General features: G+C 45.7%; 17 protein-coding genes. 3 read left to right on the top strand and 14 right to left on the bottom strand.

The window, feature by feature from the left end; genetic code table 11:
• Positions 1-42 precede the first annotated feature (42 nt).
• The 7 genes from JQC93_RS10355 to hinT all read right to left on the bottom strand — a co-directional run bounded on the left by JQC93_RS10355 (position 43) and on the right by hinT (position 6,113).
• Positions 43-1,332 (bottom strand): NAD(P)/FAD-dependent oxidoreductase, encoded by a 1,290-nt coding sequence (locus tag JQC93_RS10355; RefSeq protein WP_205158353.1) that lies wholly within the window; start codon positions 1,330-1,332, stop codon positions 43-45.
• Positions 1,333-1,785: 453 nt separating this feature from the next.
• Entirely contained in the window at positions 1,786-2,328 is a 543-nt protein-coding gene (gene ycfP / locus JQC93_RS10350) for an alpha/beta hydrolase YcfP (RefSeq protein WP_205158352.1), read from the bottom strand.
• Positions 2,329-2,413: 85 nt separating this feature from the next.
• Positions 2,414-3,265, bottom strand: coding sequence for a phosphotransferase (locus JQC93_RS10345; RefSeq protein ID WP_205158351.1), 852 nt, complete (start codon positions 3,263-3,265; stop codon positions 2,414-2,416).
• Positions 3,266-3,305: 40 nt separating this feature from the next.
• Positions 3,306-3,896, bottom strand: coding sequence for a penicillin-binding protein activator LpoB (lpoB, locus tag JQC93_RS10340; RefSeq protein WP_205158350.1), 591 nt, complete (start codon positions 3,894-3,896; stop codon positions 3,306-3,308).
• 17 nt (positions 3,897-3,913) lie between these two features.
• Entirely contained in the window at positions 3,914-4,315 is a 402-nt protein-coding gene (locus tag JQC93_RS10335; protein WP_236009464.1) for a YcfL family protein, read from the bottom strand.
• On the bottom strand, positions 4,312-5,736 hold the full coding sequence (locus tag JQC93_RS10330) for a COG3014 family protein (protein WP_205158349.1): 1,425 nt from the start codon (positions 5,734-5,736) through the stop codon (positions 4,312-4,314). The genes JQC93_RS10335 and JQC93_RS10330 overlap by 4 nt, the downstream gene beginning before the upstream one ends.
• A gap of 26 nt (positions 5,737-5,762) precedes the next feature.
• On the bottom strand, positions 5,763-6,113 hold the full coding sequence (gene hinT / locus JQC93_RS10325; RefSeq protein WP_205158348.1) for a purine nucleoside phosphoramidase: 351 nt from the start codon (positions 6,111-6,113) through the stop codon (positions 5,763-5,765).
• 205 nt (positions 6,114-6,318) lie between these two features.
• On the opposite strand from hinT, the gene JQC93_RS10320 reads away from it, so the two are divergent.
• Both JQC93_RS10320 and JQC93_RS10315 read left to right on the top strand, forming a co-directional pair.
• Positions 6,319-8,310 (top strand): methyl-accepting chemotaxis protein, encoded by a 1,992-nt coding sequence (locus JQC93_RS10320; RefSeq protein WP_205158347.1) that lies wholly within the window; start codon positions 6,319-6,321, stop codon positions 8,308-8,310.
• 107 nt (positions 8,311-8,417) lie between these two features.
• Positions 8,418-9,575 (top strand): Card1-like endonuclease domain-containing protein, encoded by a 1,158-nt coding sequence (locus JQC93_RS10315; protein ID WP_205158346.1) that lies wholly within the window; start codon positions 8,418-8,420, stop codon positions 9,573-9,575.
• A 35-nt stretch (positions 9,576-9,610) separates the two neighbouring features.
• On the opposite strand, the gene JQC93_RS10310 is transcribed toward JQC93_RS10315, so the two are convergent.
• The 7 genes from JQC93_RS10310 to JQC93_RS10280 form a co-directional block, all read right to left on the bottom strand.
• Positions 9,611-10,543: an alpha/beta fold hydrolase gene (locus JQC93_RS10310; RefSeq protein ID WP_205158345.1), complete on the bottom strand. Its 933-nt coding sequence runs from the start codon at positions 10,541-10,543 to the stop codon at positions 9,611-9,613.
• Positions 10,544-10,707: 164 nt separating this feature from the next.
• Entirely contained in the window at positions 10,708-11,469 is a 762-nt protein-coding gene (gene udp, locus JQC93_RS10305) for a uridine phosphorylase (protein WP_205158344.1), read from the bottom strand.
• 184 nt (positions 11,470-11,653) lie between these two features.
• Complete coding sequence (locus JQC93_RS10300; protein ID WP_205158343.1) at positions 11,654-12,127, bottom strand: response regulator; 474 nt, start codon at positions 12,125-12,127, stop codon at positions 11,654-11,656.
• Between the two features lies 1 nt (position 12,128).
• On the bottom strand, positions 12,129-13,451 hold the full coding sequence (locus JQC93_RS10295; protein ID WP_205158342.1) for an ATP-binding protein: 1,323 nt from the start codon (positions 13,449-13,451) through the stop codon (positions 12,129-12,131).
• Positions 13,452-13,503: 52 nt separating this feature from the next.
• Entirely contained in the window at positions 13,504-14,919 is a 1,416-nt protein-coding gene (locus JQC93_RS10290) for an SLC13 family permease (protein WP_205158341.1), read from the bottom strand.
• A gap of 221 nt (positions 14,920-15,140) precedes the next feature.
• Positions 15,141-15,557 carry a CBS domain-containing protein gene (locus JQC93_RS10285; protein WP_205158340.1) on the bottom strand — a complete coding sequence of 139 codons (417 nt, stop codon included), beginning with the start codon at positions 15,555-15,557 and terminating at the stop codon, positions 15,141-15,143.
• Positions 15,558-15,655: 98 nt separating this feature from the next.
• Positions 15,656-16,654 (bottom strand): glycosyl transferase family protein, encoded by a 999-nt coding sequence (locus JQC93_RS10280; RefSeq protein ID WP_205158463.1) that lies wholly within the window; start codon positions 16,652-16,654, stop codon positions 15,656-15,658.
• A gap of 467 nt (positions 16,655-17,121) precedes the next feature.
• On the opposite strand from JQC93_RS10280, the gene JQC93_RS10275 reads away from it, so the two are divergent.
• A complete protein-coding gene (locus JQC93_RS10275; protein WP_205158339.1) occupies positions 17,122-18,258 on the top strand; it encodes an HlyD family secretion protein in 1,137 nt (378 codons plus the stop codon).
• Position 18,259 lies beyond the last annotated feature (1 nt).

Genomic DNA, 18,259 nt, shown 5'->3' with positions numbered 1-18,259 from the left:
AATCGAAGTAATTAACTGCTCAGAAAATTGCTTTGGATGATATTAATGCAATTTCAAATTTGGACGTAATACTCGGTTAATACGTCCGACCAACATCATGAGTCCGGTCTTGAGTGCTCCGTGCAGTGCCATTTGATGCATTCTATACAGCGAAATGTACACAACGCGAGCAATACGACCTTCAACCATCATTGATCCTTTGGTTAAGTTACCCATAAGGCTACCAACTGTTGAGAAGTTTGACAGTGAAACCAGAGAACCGTGGTCTTTATATTCGTAGGCTTTGAGCGACTTGTTACCAAGCATTGCCACAATATTGCTGTAAGCATGGCTGGCCATCTGGTGCGCAGCTTGCGCTCTAGGTGGAACAAACTTCCCATCGGCCTGTGTGCACTGAGCCAAATCACCGATAACAAAGATATTGTCATCAAGGGTAGTTTGTAGCGTATCTTTAACCACCAACTGGTTAATGCGATTGCTTTCGAGACCTGCGATTTCTTTCATAAAGTCTGGTGCTTTAATACCCGCAGCCCAAACCATAATTTGTGCAGGAATACGCTCACCTTCTTTAGTAACCAGACCTTCAGAATCGGCTTGCGTAACCATAGTCGCGGTGCGTACTTTTACACCAAGCTTAGTGAGTTCTTGATGCGCTGAGCCTGAGATTCTCGCAGGTAAGGCAGGCAGAATTCGTTCGCCTGCTTCAACCAAGCTCACATTCAATTTAGACGAGTCAATGTCGCTAAAGCCATAGTTTCTAAGTTCTTTAACCGCATTATGAAGCTCTGCAGACAACTCAACACCGGTTGCGCCGGCACCCACAATGGCGATATCCACACTGCCCTGGCCTTGATTGCCATGCAACTTAAGGAACTGATTGTTCATTTCCTCGCGGAAGCGGTGCGCCTGCTCTGGACTGTCTAGGAATATGCAATGCTCGCGAACCCCTGGAGTATTAAAGTCGTTCGACGTAGACCCGATTGCCAGCACCAAAATGTCATAATCAATGCTACGGCTCGGCATGATCAACTCGCCTTGCTTGTCGTGCATTTCAGAAAGCGTGATCTGTTTGGTCTCGCGGTCGATGTTTTGCAAACTGCCGAGTGTAAATTCAAAACCGTGATTTCGAGCGTGTGCACGATAGCTCAACGCATCGACACCCGCATCCAGTGAACCCGTTGCGACTTCGTGCAATAAAGGTTTCCATAAATGAGAAGACTTACGGTCAACCAGCGTCACTTTGGCTTTACCTTTGCGACCCATTTTTCGGCCCAGTTTGGTCGCCAGCTCAAGTCCGCCAGCGCCTCCTCCTACAACAACAATACGTGTCATCACAACACTCCTTCGTAAACGTTACAATTTTCACGAGGTAGTCAGTTCTACCTCAAACTTGGTGTTAGCGGCTTCGCCGATAACAAAAATCTTTTGCTTTTACTGTTTCACGTTGATTCTCTGCACCGCACTCATTATTGGATTCGTTATGTCAGTGAAGATGTGTAGGATTTAAAAATAATTTGATTAAAATCAATTTTTGTTGAAGTCATTATAGTCATTCATTGATGTAGAGCAAGCTTGGTAAGACCAATTAACCATAATTTTTTTACACTTATAATTATTTACCGATTGTTTAAATGCAACATAGGGCATAACCGTTCTCTCTCAACGCTGTTTACGTTGACGTTCACCCAACAAGATAACTCAGTACTGATATAGGTTGCTTTTCTTTTACCCACAAAAAAACCAGCCCATTAGTAGGCTGGCTCTAAGCTTTAGCGTAAAAAGCAGTTATCGCTGTTCTTTAAACGCTTTCATTCGTTGCAGGTGCTGCGAAATTTTCTTGAATTTATGACCTTGTTCGTCGTCCCAAACAATGTCGTAATAATCTTCGAGCTCATCAGCCACTTTACGAGTATCGACAATGTCATCATTGGTCGACAAAATGACTAAACAGCGCTGCTTGTTTTTGATTCGATATTGATCAACACATTTGGTCGCAATATCTTCGTACTCTTCCGGGCGATCAATTCGGCCCACCATAGTGGCTTGTGGATGAAGATTAGGGTTGAAAATAACCTGTTTAATACCGCATAAAAAGCCGATACGCTCTGACCAAAAGCCCCCTAAGCCGACACCACAAATAATAGGGTGTGGGTCATCAGACGCTTCTATAGCTTTGTGTACTTCTTTAAGCAGATGAGCCATGTCATGCTTTGGGTGTAAGGTGCTGTAATTGATGAAGCGGACGTCTTCATCTATGAATTGCAATTGCAGAACCTTTTCGTGATTGCCTGGACTGGTTGAATCGAAACCATGAAGATAAATGATCATTACCGCTTCCTTTCTGTGGGTGCGTATTGCTTAAATCTACCACGTAGTGTGGGGTTTTAAAGCGTCCATTTAATGAAATTTTACATTACAAACTAAAACAGTGATCCGAATTACACAATGCACTCGCCATTTCCATGGCTTCGTTTAAGTAACTTTGGTCGTTATTGTACTGATAACACACCACAAACCATAGCGCACTCATTATCTCAAAGTAGAACCGAATTTCATAAGCTCTGGCTACCGATGAGTCAATATCGCCGCCCATTTCACGGCAATAAGTCTCAACAAACGTATCTAACCGATAACGACATGCCATAGCCGTCAATACCACATCAATCAAAGGATCGCCGATACAGGCGTACTCCCAATCAATAATGGCTAGCTGCTCACCCGTATCAATCAAATTATAGTAGCCAAGATCGCAGTGGAGTAAACACGGCGCAGCCTGGTTAAATAGCGCATCTTCTGCCCTTTGTGCATGATGATAAAGTTGAGATAATTGGTCAAAACGGTTCTCTGGCAGCAAGGCTTGCCAATAGGTTTGAATTTTGTCGCGATAACTGAAAAGTGGCAACGCCTGGTCTGCACACAGCGGTAATCTATGGTATTGAGCCATAACCTTTACCATTTGACTGTGTGAGGGTGACACAAGTAGCGGCTGTCCTTCAATCCATTGATTGGCAATGCCTAAGGAGCTGTAGTGAACGATGTTGGGCGCAAAGCGGTGAGGTGCGAGGAAAGTCAGAACATGGTGCTCTAAAGCCCGACTGATCCCCAAATTGACCAATAGTGGGGAGTGGGGACGCCAAATGCAGTCTTGTTGCTCGCGAACGAGTTTCCAACTGCGATTGGTCAATCCCCCCAAGATGGGTTGGATCTCTTTTAAGCCACGCTGTAACGCTTGAGGCAGGTCCTCAGGTGTTAGCGTGAGTGCCATAGTCAAATCCATATGCTGACACTCCAACCCTACTTAGCGCTTAAAGACCTAAGAAGCTTTTCGAACGCTGTTTACGAATCTCGGTTTCGTCAGCCCATTCGATCAAGCCTGTTTCTAGATCCATAAGACGCATGGTCATTTTGTAATACACGTCTTTATCACGGCCCGCTTCTTTTACGATGCTTGAAAGGTTGCCATACAGCATGTATTGCGCACCCACCATCTTACCAAATTGAATGGCGCTGCTTTGATCAACCAGTTCATCATTGTTTTGGAAATCAAGCTGCTCACGCACAGACTCAACGCGATCCATGTCCACAAAGCGGAATTTACCAGAGTTCAGCATTTTAGTGCTGATTGAATCGGTGATGGACTCGGTATCAATATGCTCTGCGGTTTTGTTTTTAATGCGCTCAACAAATACGATTGGTCGCTGGTCACGAGTAATGTAAGTCACTGCACCAGAAGCCAACATGCTATCTACCATTTCTCCAGCAATAGTTTGAAGATCCGTAGAGCCAAAGTCAGCTGTCGTGGTTTCAACTTCTTGAGCATCGCCGTAGCTAACTTTATTAGAACAACCGCCAAGCAAAACGGCTAACCCAAGTAATGCAATTGCACTTTTTTTCATAAACTTCTTCCTAACTATTAATTGTCCGCTGGACGTATTTGTATTCTAAATTGAGTGCCGTTTGGATGCACTGAAACTTCTGACAAGGTTCTGGACTCAAAGCCACGGATCACTGTCTGCTTCCACGCTGACGGGCGAGGGTTGACCTCCAAACCATTATCATCATACCAGTAGAATCTATACTGAATATGTTGGTCCCCTTTATACGCGCTACTGAGCTGAACGATCCCTCGAACGCGGTCGTCAATCGGGAGCGTAGCAATATTATCGATGAGTAAGCGGCTTCCCATTACGTTATCACCGAAGATCACCGTCTGTGACTCACCGTCAATTCGTAACCCTGCGGTTGTTGAATTATTGGAACATGCCACCAGCAGTAGTGACGCAACCACTCCTAACCACATTTTTTTCTGCATCATAACCTTCCTAAATTAGTCGACCACATCGACGCATTGTTGCCTTGCTGTGACAGCCAGACCAATGTGGTCTGCCCCGCCCTAACATTAAACATAAGAGTCTGTTCTCCAACCTTCACTTGATGCTCACCTTCTGTAAGCATAGCAGTCGCTGAGTGAACAGTGGCTGGCAAAGACTGCCAACTGCGTGTATCGGGTTGTTCCGTTAATGTATTGAATACATTAAATAACGCATTACCGGCATCGTCCCCATTAGCCGCCTCTTTGCGAATACGGTCTTTGGTGATCGCGCGCAGTGTTTGGCGTACCAAAATAGTCGGCATTTGTTCGGTTAAGCTTTGACGCGCCATAAGATTAACGTCAGTAAGATTTTTTGTTGTCAATTCAGTGTCATCGAGAACAACTGGCAACCCTTTTACTAGCGTCCCTTGATCATAATAAGGCAAAGCAAGGCTGTAAAACGCAGTATTGTTACGACTATCATACACTGGAATGGTTATTCGCCACTCTTTCATCGGCTGAACTACGCCGACTTCATTGATTATTATGACTCGTCCTTGCTGTGAGTCCGACCCCAAGCGCTCAATAGCCGCGCTGTTTGCCAAACGCTCACCATATTGAGTTTGTAAGGCATCCACTTCTTCTCTCGCCCCAAACTTAGTCCCAATACGGATCGCCGCACCAATGATTTCAGGATTTCCATCATTAACTGCTAACGCGCGGCTTATATCAATGTAGGCGGCGTTAAAATCCCCATCGGCCTCAAAGAGTAGCGCAGAAAGATAGAATAAGTAACTGTTTTGAATTGCTTTTAAAGAGTCTCCCGCGTCAGGGTAACGCGACATAACACTACCTAGGTTTGGATCTACACCAGATTGTTTTAGTTCATCTTCCGCTCGCTTTAGGCTAGCTTCGCGATTGGCTAATGCTCGCTCCTGAACGCGACTGGCTCGACGCATTTCAATCAGAGCGCCTTCTAAGTCCTGCTTCTGCACATAGTTGAGCGCAGAATAGAGGTGCAAATAACCTATTTCATAATCCGGTGGTAAATACTCAGTAATGTTGTCATTGAGCGCCAAAGCGCCAAGGCTGGTTGCACTGCCACTTATCGAAATGACAGCCTGCTCTTCCAGTTCTGCAACGTGTCGATAAGCCAAGTCAAATTGCGCCTGACTCTGCTCTGTCTGTTGTGACAAAAGCTCTATACGCCCTTTTTCTAGCTCACTCAACAGCGGCTCTTCCAGCCCTGTCATAGACAATGCACTGCTATAATCACCCGTCGCTAACGCTGCACGCGCTGGCGCATTACCTGCGCTGTAATGGCTAAATAATCGGTTAACGCTCAGCGAACTACACCCTACAACGGCAGTGGTCAGTAGAGCAATCCCTAACTTTCGGGGCAGCGTTTTACACTTCCAACTCATACTTCTCTCATTGTTGGCAACAGACATTATACCGCTAGCATCGGACCTAAAGGTTTGCCACCTAACAGGTGCATGTGGATATGGTATATTTCTTGACCACCGTGAGAATTACAGTTAATAATCAAGCGGTAACCGTCTTCATCAATTCCTTCTTGTTTTGCGATCTTGCTCGCAACTGTGAACATCCTACCTAAGGCTTGTTCATCTTCTGCCGTTACGTCATTAACGGTCGGAATTAACGTGTTTGGAATAATCAGAATATGCTGAGGCGCGCGTGGGTTAATATCACGAAAGGCAGTCACTAATTCATCTTGATAAAGCAGATCAGTTTGGATCTCTTTACGTATGATTTTACTAAATATCGTTTCTTCCGCCATGATGAACTCCAATGTTCTAATTCTTTTAGAAAAACAGTATGTGCGATAGCGTCAAAAATCACAATACGTTGTGATATTGGCATTATAGAATGGCGTGCTGTTAATTGAATGAGATGTGGGGTTCGTCAATGTTCGCGCAAGGCAAAGAATGTACACTCTGCCCAAACAGCATGTGAGACTGAAGTACAGTCACAGGGAGAAATCTATGAAAGGCTCGGTAATTCGCCGAATGTATACTGGCTTTACGGTGATCGTATTAATGTTCGTCGTATTAACCGCAATGATGCTAAATGGCATGAGCACAATTCACGACGAATTTGTGAATGTGTCTAACGAATCACTGCCCCTTGTGGCCAAGTCTAATGAAACCAGTATCGCGCTATTAAGTGCTGATAAGCTGTTTAAAGACTTTCTCACCACTCGCGACACCGAGCGTCTAGGCTCAATTCGCGAACAGTTTAGTCAGCAGCAGCAAAGCTACGCACAAACGCTCGCAGAACTCGAAACGCTCAGTCAGTCTTACCCATCGCTAAAAAACCAATTTACCGAGCTGTACGAACGTGAGCAAGCTTACTTCGCACAAGCCAATGAAGCGATGGACAATTATCAAGCGATGTTCTCCTTTGAAGAAGAAGTACAGAAAAAAAGTCGCGACTTTCAACGCATGCAGTCCGCTCTTTATTCTGGGTTAAAAGACTACGTCGATGACTCAAGCAGTATTTCAGTAAAAGTTATCGCCAAAAGCTACTTCACAAAATTAAAAGATGCCGAAGTAACTACCTCTGATGCGCTAGCCAGCTCTAATTTAGAATTAGTGAGAACGGCGATGACAGCAAACAAAAAAGCAGTCACTCACCTTAACTATGCTTATCAGGGCTTGCGTAACCAACTTCCTGCACTAGGTTCAGCATTCGATAAAACGGTTGAGCAGTTCTCTTTGGACGTGGGTAAAAAAGGTGGCGTGCTGGATTACCATTTAGACTTTCTTGAAACGCAAAATACTCTGTATGAAAACATTGCGATTCTTGCCACTCAGTCAGACCAAATTGTTGCGCAGTTAGAAACCTTCAACGTTGCCGCAATCAACGCACTTGATAGCTCAGTGAAAGGCGCAGGCGAAGTATATGACAAAGGTTTGGTTCAAGCCCTTAGCTTGAGTGGCGTTGTGGTGTTGCTTGCAGGTTTCATTGGCTACCGCCTAGCCAACAATGTGCGCCAGCCGCTCAAACGCATTCTCGCTAACTTAGAGTCACTCACCGCCGGTGATATGACACGTCGTATTGAAGACAATAACAACAACGAGTTTAGTCGTGTAAGTGGCCACATTAATGACCTAGCCGACAACCTGCACAATATTTTGAAACAGCTTAACAGCGCATCAGATAACCTTGCAGAGTCTGCATCTAGCAACCAATCTAACTCACAAAATGCACAGCAAAAACTGAATACACAGCGAGAACAAACCGCGAGTGTAGCAACCGCTATGACCGAAATGGAACACTCGGTAAATGAAGTGGCTCAGAGTGCACAAAGCTCTCAAGAGAAAGTGCATCAAGTGGAAACCGCGTCAGAATCCGGTCGCCGTGTAATGAGTTCAAACATCACCACCATCAATCAGCTCGAGACTCGCCTAGTGAGTTCGGTTGAAGCGGTGGGCGAACTGCAGCGCATGAGTAGTGAAATCGGCTCTATCCTCGATGTTATTCGCAACATTGCCGAGCAAACCAATCTTCTCGCCCTTAACGCAGCCATCGAAGCGGCGCGTGCTGGTGAACAAGGTCGCGGGTTTGCGGTGGTTGCCGATGAAGTGCGTGTACTTGCACAACGTACGACAGAATCGACTTCTGAAATCGAAACCATGATTTCGAATCTGCAATCCAGTTCGGAGTCTGCCAGTAAAGTGATTAAGAGCTGTATGAGCGACATGGAGCAATCCGTGAGTCAAGCGTCGGAAGCCAACAGTGCGATGGAAGAAATTCAGGCCTTGATTCTAGAAATCAGCCAGATGAGTACCTACATTTCACAAGCGGCGGGTGAGCAATCACAAACCACATCTGAAATTGCTCGTAGCCTCGAAGACATCAATCACATCGCCGACGAAAACTACCAAGCAATCGCCAAGATTGCCGACGTAAACCAATCGCTGAGTGAATTGTCGGGTGAACAGAGCTCATTGGTTCATCAATTTAAGCTTTAATTTCACCTAACCTCCTAAAAAAGGGCAACATCTTCGATGTTGCCCTTGTTTTTTGTGTGTATAAGACAAATAGTGTAAATAACCATAACAAAAAAGAATCAACCGATATGACAATTCACGTTGGCATTTTAGATAAAGACCCGATTCGCTTGCTTACCCCACCTCTGGACGAACGTACCGAGTGTACGAACATGGTCCTCATTGGCGATAAAAGCCAATACCCCATTTTTGAGCGTATTCAGCGAGTCCTAAAGCGTTACGACATCGATAGCGAATTTTTTGAAATACCGGACGTCGTCAACACAACCGCGTTACATGGTGCGTTGCAAAGCCTTATTACGTACTTAGAAAGTAAGAACACCACGGTAAAACTCAACGCAAGCTGCGGTATTAGGCATCGCCTACTCTCGGTATACGAAAATTTCCGCCATAACCGCTGGCCGATCTATGTGGTTGAGCCAAATAGCGACCGAATGTGTTGGTTATACCCTCAAAACAAAGACGATATTCAGGTACAAGACAAAATAACCGTCGAAGACTACCTTACTATTTTTGGCGCGCGTGCAGAGTTTACGGAGCAAGCCAGTCAAATCAGTGATTCGCTCTTTAATATCGGTAAGAAGTGGGCCAGCAATGCGTTAGAGCTTGGACCTGGCCTTGCCACGCTCAACTACCTCGCCACAACCTGTCGCAAAGGCCAAACTTTATCGGTAGAGCTGAGCGACAAGCAGCAGACGTATAAAGAACTGGCAACGCTTATTCAAGATTTGGTCGACGTAGGTCTTGCTACTTATCAAAATGGCACGCTAACCTTCGCCACAGACGATTGCCGCCGTTTCTCAAACGGTGAATGGCTAGAAACCTATGTGCACAAATCGATAGAGCTTATCAAGCATTCTATGCCTACTATCCAAGATCAGGCGTTAAATGTGCAAGTATATCGTCAAGCTGCGAACAAAGAAGTGCGCAATGAACTCGACGTCGCCACTGTAGTAAACAATAAGCTTCATATCATTGAGTGTAAAACCAAAGGTATGCGCGATGACGGTGACGATACCCTCTATAAACTGGAATCATTGCGCGATTTGCTCGGCGGTATTCAGGCGAGAGCGATGTTGGTAAGTTTTAGACCGCTTAGGTACAACGATATCTCTCGAGCCAAAGACCTTGGGCTTGCGTTAATTGGTCCAGAAGAGTTAGCCGAGCTCGATCGCCACTTATTACAGTGGTTTAGTAAAGCAGGCGGCCACTCTTTTTTAAACTAATCTCTGCCGTCTAGTGACCGATAATTTTTGAACGCTTAACGCTGCGTATCTCTAGCTCGATTTAAAAAAGCCACCAAGGTTTCATTTACTTGGTCGGCTTTTTCAAACTGCAGCGCATGTGCAGCGCCTTTCACTTCCAAAAACTCGTGCTTATCACCAAGCGCCTCTCGAACGCGCGCAGACTCTTCAATCGGAAACATTTTGTCTTGGTCTCCCCACAAAAGTAACGAATCGATGTTGGCGTTTGCCAAAGCGCGAAAATCCGGTAAAGGATCATCTTGCATAAAGTGTGCGAACGTCGAATAAAGCGCGCGACGGATCCCTTTGTAGCTCATTTGCACTTTATAGTTGTCTATCCAGTGCTGTACATCTTTGTGAGCCACAAGGTCGTCAGCTTGTTTCTTGGCAAAACTTGGGATCACAACGGTATAGGCTAGCCAACGACCGATCCCGGGCCATAGCAGCGGGCCCAAACTGATTGGCTTATGCAAAGGTGCCATAAAAGTGGTTGTGGTGACTCTTTCTGGATACGCGCTGGCATAGGCTGCAGCCACCGCTCCGCCCATAGATAGCCCTACTAAATGAAGAGGCTTATGGTCAAGACCAAGCCCTTTGACAAGGTGGTCTAATTGGGCGATGAATAAATGCCGGTCATAGTCGGTATCTGGCCTGTCGGAATATCCTCTGCCCCAAAAGTCTAGCTGCAATACTTGATATCCATGCTCTATAAGGTAATCGACATTGCGCTCCCATACATAATAAGGAACCGAAAACCCATTAAGCAGCACCACCAACTCGCCATCATCAGGTCCTGTGAGCTGATAATGAACTTCGCCATAATCTAAAGCGATAAACTGCCCTGGCGCCTGTGCTTTGGCGTCATCATTGAGGATCTTTTTTTCAGGGTTACGCCACCATGGGATCGTTATTATGACAACGGCCACCACAATTAACAGCAGGCTAAGCATTATTTTGTTCTCCTCGAGCCGAATGCGAACAGTTTACTCACTAACGACGTTGAAAGGTAATCTCTATATTCGATTTTACATTCGACATTTCAATATTTTAGAACAAAAAAACCCGCTTTAAGCGGGTTTTGACAGAAAAATGATAAACGAATAAACGTTTTTACTTAGCCAAGCATTTTACGAGCGGCTTCAACCACTACTTTAATAGAGCGAGTTTCGGTCTCTTTAAGCGTGTCGTGATTTGGGATTTCTTGTTGCGTGCGGTTAATAATAACACCCGCGACACATCCCGCTCTTAACCCAGAGCTAGCACACATGGTCAACAGCGTTGCAGACTCCATTTCGAAGTTCAATACACCCATATCTTGCCACTCTTTCATTGAACCTTGGAAGCGCTTAACCACGCGGCCTGAGAAGGTGTCATATCGCTCTTGGCCAGGATAGAAAGTATCGGAAGACGCTGTGACACCCATGTGCACGGTAGCGCCGTTTTCTTCCACCGCTTCTTTCATTGCTGTCGCCACTGAGAAATCAGAAACAGCAGGGAATTCCATTGGTGCAAAGTGCAAGCTCGCACCATCAAGACGCACAGAGCCAGTGGTCACGATCATATCACCCACATTCACATGCGGTTGGATTGCACCCGTTGTGCCGACGCGTAGAAACGTATTTACGCCTAGCTGCGCCAGCTCTTCAACCGCAATTGAGGTTGATGGACCGCCAATTCCCGTCGAACATACCACAACAGATTGGCCATCAAGCTTAGCCAAGAACAGTGTGTACTCTCGGTGACTCGCAAGAAATTTTGGCTCTTGCATTAGATTAGCAATTTTTTCTACACGGGCTGGGTCGCCAGGAATAATTGCCAGAGTGGCACCGTCTAGATCTTCCTTGGTCACGCCTAAGTGAAAAACAGCTGCGGTCATTGGGGGCTCCTTAAAAACAAAAGAGTCTTAGCTATGTGCAGCTAAGACTTCGAATTAGTCAGTAAACTTTAGCCCACTCTGATAGGTGGAAAGTTGAAGTGGCTCACAGCGTGGCGGATGTAAAAACTGTGAGCTGATCACTTAAACGGTTTGCATCACACTTCTGAAAGCGAAGTGATGCTTTTTAGCGCAGTCGGCTAAGCAGAACTTGCTGATCAAGTTCACCGTGGAACTGTTCGTAGTCGAGTCCTTTGTCAAAAATGAACTCACTCGCCAGCGCGCGAACGGTTTGTACCAACTTATCGGCGTTCCACGGCTTTTCAAAATAGCTTTCGATGCGTGCCGAATTGATCGCCTCAATGGTGTCTGAATGTGTCGCTTGACCGGTTAATAACACTTTTTTGGTGTATAGGAAGCGGCTATCTTCTGAAATGTCGGCAAGGAGCTCAACGCCAGTTTTTTGGGGCATGACATGGTCACTCACTACCACTGCAACAAAATCGCCCTCAGCATCGATGTCATCCATGAGTTCCAACGCTTCATCGGCCGATTCACACTCTTCAATGTTTAACCAGCTGCCTAATACTTCCAGGTCTTGCACTACAGCACTTAGTACTTCTCGTTGGTCATCAACGCAAATGAGATTCAACTTTTCCATATTATTCTCCTAGCGGCAGTTTAATGCGAAAAACGGTCTGATTAGCATCACTTTTGACCACTATCGTTCCGTCATACCCACTTATAATTCGTTTCACTATCGACAATCCAAGTCCTAAGCCAAACGAAAGCCCACCTTTTTTGGTGGTAAAGTTCGGCTGAAAAATCTTGCGTCGAGTGGCTTCGTCTATTTCTGGCCCATTATTGGACATTGTTACAAGGATCTTATTGTTACTGACGCGGGTCGAAATCGTTAAGCTAGGCTCATCGACGCCTTCCATTGCATCACACGCGTTTTTCACAATATTTGCCCACACCTGAACCAATTCTGTAGACGATCCTTTAAACATTGGCAGGTCGGCGGGGCTGATATGCACAGATACGCGCCGAAGCTCACTTTGCAATAATGACAGGGCTTTATTAATGCTGTCATTGATATTGATCGACTCTTCGGTATTTATATCGACTCGGCCTAACTGTTTGACAGACTTAACAATACTGACCGCATGTTTCGCGGCAAGCTTCATATCGTGTAGATCGCGGCCAATCTCCCAAAACCGGACCGCAGTCTCGGGTTGCTCAATCCACATCTGTTGGCTGGCATCGTCAGGCATAGCCTTGGCCAATTGCTTGGCTTGTTGGCTGGAAACACCCAACGCGCCCTCAAGCTTCTTAGCGCGCTTTCTAACTTCACTCGAGCTCAATGATTGTCCGAACATCAGCCCCTGATCAATGAAGGCGCTCGCTTGCGGGTTGGTTTCTTCAACCAATTGAAGCAGCACCGAATACATGCGATCGGATTTACTGTTCAATACCCCAACAGCGTTATTGAGCTCGTGAGCAATACCCGCCGCCAACTGACCTAATGTGGTCATCTGCTCAGCGGAGTTAAGTTTTTGGATGGCTTCTTCTTTTTCGATAGCGCCAAGAGTGGCGCGCTGTTGACGGCGAGACAGTTCGCTGACCATCAATGGCATAAACTGCTCATATAAAGAGCCAAATTCGTCAGCATCTACCGCCAAAGTCCGATTGTCTATCCACGCCAATTCGACGTCGGTTTTTGCCACTACCGTTGAAGACGGGATTAAGGTGCGAGAGAAAAAACTGTGCACGCCAATGAATGAGCCAGCGCCCGCAACAAACACTGACACAGGCTGCTCAAATTCTTGTTCGGTATAGAGTGCTTCTAGCTCCCCTTCACGAACATAATAAAGTCGCTCATTATATTTGTTTTGCTCAATCACCACTTCGCCAGCGGCGAACTTAATCACTCGATTAGGACTGCTAAAATAAGCATCAACTAAGCGTCTAAGCGCATTGTCCATACCGGCTCCTTATTGCCAAAGGTTCGCGTTTAACGAGTGATATTTCATATGGTTAGATAAAACCTACAATGTTGAGTACCCACACCATTATGAAGCTAAGGAACACGCCAACCAGTCCTAATATAATACCCACTTTTGCCATCTGGTTGCTCTGTACATTGCCCGTAGCGTGAGCTAGCGCATTCGGAGGCGTACTGATAGGTAAAGACATGCCTAAAGATGCTGCAAAGGTCACAATAAGGATCAGCGTCACTTCGCCACCTAAAGGCGTAAGGCTCGTCATCGACGTTCCTAGTGCGGCCATTATTGGCATCAACAAGTTGGCAGTCGCGGTATGCGACATAAAGTTTGCCATCAACAAGCACAGCGCTGCTGCGCCAACCAATACGACGTAAGGAGAATAGGTATCAAACGGAATGCTATTAACCACAAGTTTCGCCAGCCCAGTCTTATCCAGCGCTAAGCCCAACGCGATACCACCCGATACCAACCAAAGTACATCCCAAGATATTTTCTTTAGATCTTCTTTGTTAATGATGCCGGTAAGCGAAAAAATAGCTACTGGGATTAGTGCTACCGTGTACGAGTTCATCCCGTGAGACGAGCCCATTAGCCATAGCAGTATGGTCAACGCAAAGGTCACATAAACCGTTATGGCTTTCGGTGTCTTTAAGAATTTACCGCGAATGTTCAGTTCAATTTTTTGCTGCTCAGAGCCATACAATTTGGTAATAAGCACCCAAGCAATCGCCATCATGATCACCACAAATGGCACGCCAAAGGCCATCCATTCGCCAAAGCTTATTACATTGTCACCAACCAAATATTTAAGCGCGATAGCATTTGGCGGCGTACCAATAGGTGTGCCTATACCGCCGATGTTCGCGGCAACAGGAATACTGAGTGCAAAGGCTACTCGTCCTGGATCGCGAGGACCAAACACCGCCAACACAGGCGCAAGGATAGAGAGCATCATTGCCGTTGTTGCGGTATTGGACATGAACATGGAGAAAATACCAGTGATCAGCATTAGACCTAACATGACGTATTTAGGATCTTGACCAAAAGGTTTTAGCAGTACCCGCGCTAAGTTGACATCTAAACGATATTTGGTGGCAGCCATAGCCAAAAAGAATCCACCCAAAAACAGCATAATGATTGGGCTAGAAAAGGTTGCCATAATATCGGTGTAGTTTAAAAGCTCGCCAAACTCTGGCGTACCTGCACCTTGCTTAGCCCAAATAATCCCTTTATCGGATATCAGTAACAGCTCTAAAACAATGATGACCACAGACGTCGCGTAGATAGGAATAGGTTCGAAGACCCAACACAGTGCCGCCAGTAAAAACAGAGCGATCACTCGCTGCTGTAATATGGTCAATCCTTCAAACGGAAAGGCCGAAACGGGTAATAAAATAACGATTAATGGAATTACGATTGGGATCAGGTATTTAAGATAGCTTTTCATCGGTTGGCTAGTCCATGAGCTCGGAGACGTGTGATTATCTTTCACTTCTCGATGTAAAAATCGGACATAAATCAATTAATGGTGAATTAATCAGCAGATTATGTAATCGAATTACAAAACTAAGAGACGGGACAACGTTTATCGGTTACACCTTTTGTTAAAAACAAAAACGCGACGAAGATTATCGTCGCGTTCTGACTGGTAAGGCATAGTCAATAGGCTTATACGGGGTGTGAGAAAACCTCATCTAGCATGTTAGAGACTGCTTTCATAACGTCAGCGCGAGAAATAATTCCCACTAGCTTGCCATTATCAACCACAGGATAAACCTTTGGCTTATTGACCTTCATCATTTGTGCAAGCTCAAGAATGGGAAGTTCTGGAGAAACCGTCAGTACATCACGATACATACAATCATCCACAATATGCGTATCTTGACTGTGGTAAAGTACCTTAACCAATCGCTCGAGCAAATCCTGCTCTGAGATAAAGCCAATGACTTCGCGATGTTCGTTGATCACCGGGCCACCCATCCTACCCGACTTAATCACTTTATCGAGCGCAGCGGTTAACGACATGGTTTTTGTAAACGTCACCGCTTGTGGATCCATATATTCCTTAACTTTAATGGAATGCATCGCGTCCCTCCTAAAAAAATTAGCAACAGCATATAGTTATAGTGTTGACTAAAATTTAAATTTGACCAGAAAAAAGCGATTTATTTTTGCGAATTCGACTAATTTTGATTGCTACACCACTGCGTCCAAAGCTCTAAAGCGGACTCTTTGCTTGAGTTTAAATCTTGGTTTGTGGCAAATAGCGCAACAATAAGTGACGCGTAAACATGATTGGCCATGGTAATTAATAGCTCGGACGGCGTGCCTAATGGGCACTGTTTTGGCACAGGCAAGCTCGTCAGTTCAAGTGCTGGCCAATAGTGTTCATGGACATCCTCCTGATCACTAAGCCACAATGTCTGACTGACTTTTGGGTTAAACTCCGCTTCGCCCGATACTCCCTTAAACGAGACTACTGCACCGCTTGAATGGCCTACTTGCTGCTCAATCTCGGCATGCAGCTGCTGAAAGCCTGGATGAAAGCTGCCTCGCACCCCAAAATTTGCTCGGCCAGGGTTAAGCCCTCGTACTACTGTATTGATGGGGGTTCGCAGACCATAACGTTTTTTCCAGTCCAGCATTTTTACCGCTTGCGGTGAATACTGTGACAAAGGCAGATAAGCGATAGCTTGCTCATCAAGTAACGCTTGCGCTGATTCTACAGAGTCCGCCATACCTATCGATAGCTTTGCTAGGTATTCACGGCAATGCACACGTGGTGAGCCTTCATCAAGGTGGCCATGCAACAACACTTTTTTACCGGTGCCACTTAAGATTTTTGCAGCGATCAAATGCCAAGGTAACGCCATCTCTTGCTGATTATCGTCTAAACGGCTTTTCTTTCCCGCGTAGCAAGGCCAATCAAAATCGGCCGATAGGGTTGGAATAATTGACTGAAAGGCTTGCGTAAAACCGGCGATCTCAAAAGGCGTTTCATTGTTGACGCGAATCAACATCAACAACATCGCCATTTGGTCATCACCGACCTCTCCCGCGAGATATTCGGTCATAATCTGCTTTGCTTGCTGTTGATCGAGAGGTTTACGACCACGCTCACCTCGCCCAACGGTACGGATACACTCTAATATTGTGCTCACTTCCCTGCACTCCTGATTAATGCTTATGTTGGTATCAGACCTCAATTCGTTAATGAAATCAATCGACAACCGCTATGCAACCCTGATCGACAGGCAAAAAAAAGCTCCTCATGGAGGAGCAAGGGAGCCATAGTCTACCCACAACAATAAAAAAGGATGATTACATTAGGGTAAATACAAATCCCATGCCAAAACTGGAGAGTTTAATTTAATAATAAAAAACAATAAGTTACAAAATATCACTCAAGGACAATAAACCATGAGGTGCACTCATAAATTGCACGTTTGCACCAAAAAGGCTCCACTTCCTCCGTGGCAGGCACATGATTTTTGTGTCTTGCACGGATCGTGAGCCCTACTCAAAGAGTAAAATTTCCATATAGAAAAGAGTAGATTAGGTCACTAATTTGTTTGGAGTTCTTCCTAATTAGCACTACTATAAAACCATCTCGTTACCATTACGTAACACATGTTGAGAGAAAGGAATTATGACCGAGAAGACCCAGCCAGAATCGGAAGAAGCGACTAAAAATGACGTGACTGAACAACCCACTGCAGCCCCTAAAGCCGATCCAGTTAAGCGATTGACTCAAATGACTCTAGTGATCGCTGGTGTATTTTTTATCTGGTACATGTTTGCTGACCGATTCACGCCATGGACCGATCAAGCCAAAGTCCAGGCATACGTCATCCCTATTGTTCCTCAAGTGTCAGGCCGCGTACTCGACGTCAATGTGACAAACGATCAGTTTGTTGAAGCCGGAACAGAACTGTTTGAAATTGACCCCTCCGATTACATTCTTGCGGTAGAAAATGCTCAAACCAGTTTGGAACTGGCTGGACAAGAACTTGGCGCAGGTACGGCGAGCGTAGCAACCGCACAAGCTGGGTTGGTACAGGCTGAGACCAATCTAGAACATGTGAACGCTCAAAGTGCGCGTGTCTTTGAGTTAGAAGAGCGTAACCTGTATTCCAAGTCCGAAGGTGATAAAGCAAGAGCCGCAATCAAGGCTGCCAGAGCCCAAGTAGACAGCGCTCAAGCGAACTTAGAAAAAGCAAGGCAATCACTGGGTGCTGAAGGAGAAAACAACCCTCGCATTCGCTCTGCAATGGCTACTCTCAAAAAAGCGCAGCTTGATTTGAGTCGTACCAAAGTGATCGCTCCGGCATTAGGGGGCGTCACCAACCTACAGATCGAAAAAGGCTATTACGCGAAAGCAGGCGCCGCAGCCATGACCTTTGTGGAAGCCGAAAGCGTGTGGGTTCAAGCAAACCTTAAAGAAAATAACCTCGCCCATTTACAGCCTGGTGCGGAAGTTGACCTACTGCTCGATATTATGCCTGGCACACTCTACAAAGGTGTAGTCCGCTCTGTAGGTTTTGCCGTTTCAACCGACAATCAAGGTACCGTAGGCAGCTTACAAACCGTAAAATCAAGCACTGGTTGGTTGCGCGACCCGCAACGTTTCCCTGTCATTATTGAGTTTGCCGAGCCAGTACCTGCGGGGTTAAAACGCGTTGGCGGGCAAGTCGATGTACAGGTCTATAATGAAGAAAGCCCAATCCTAAATGTCATAGGAAAGGTGTGGATCACAGTACTAAGCTGGTTGTCGTTCATCTATTAAA

The organism is Vibrio ulleungensis, from assembly GCF_016900875.1.
Taxonomy (GTDB): domain Bacteria; phylum Pseudomonadota; class Gammaproteobacteria; order Enterobacterales; family Vibrionaceae; genus Vibrio; species Vibrio ulleungensis.
Note: the sequence above shows the minus strand (reverse complement) of the source record. Positions and strands in the feature narration are given on the sequence as shown.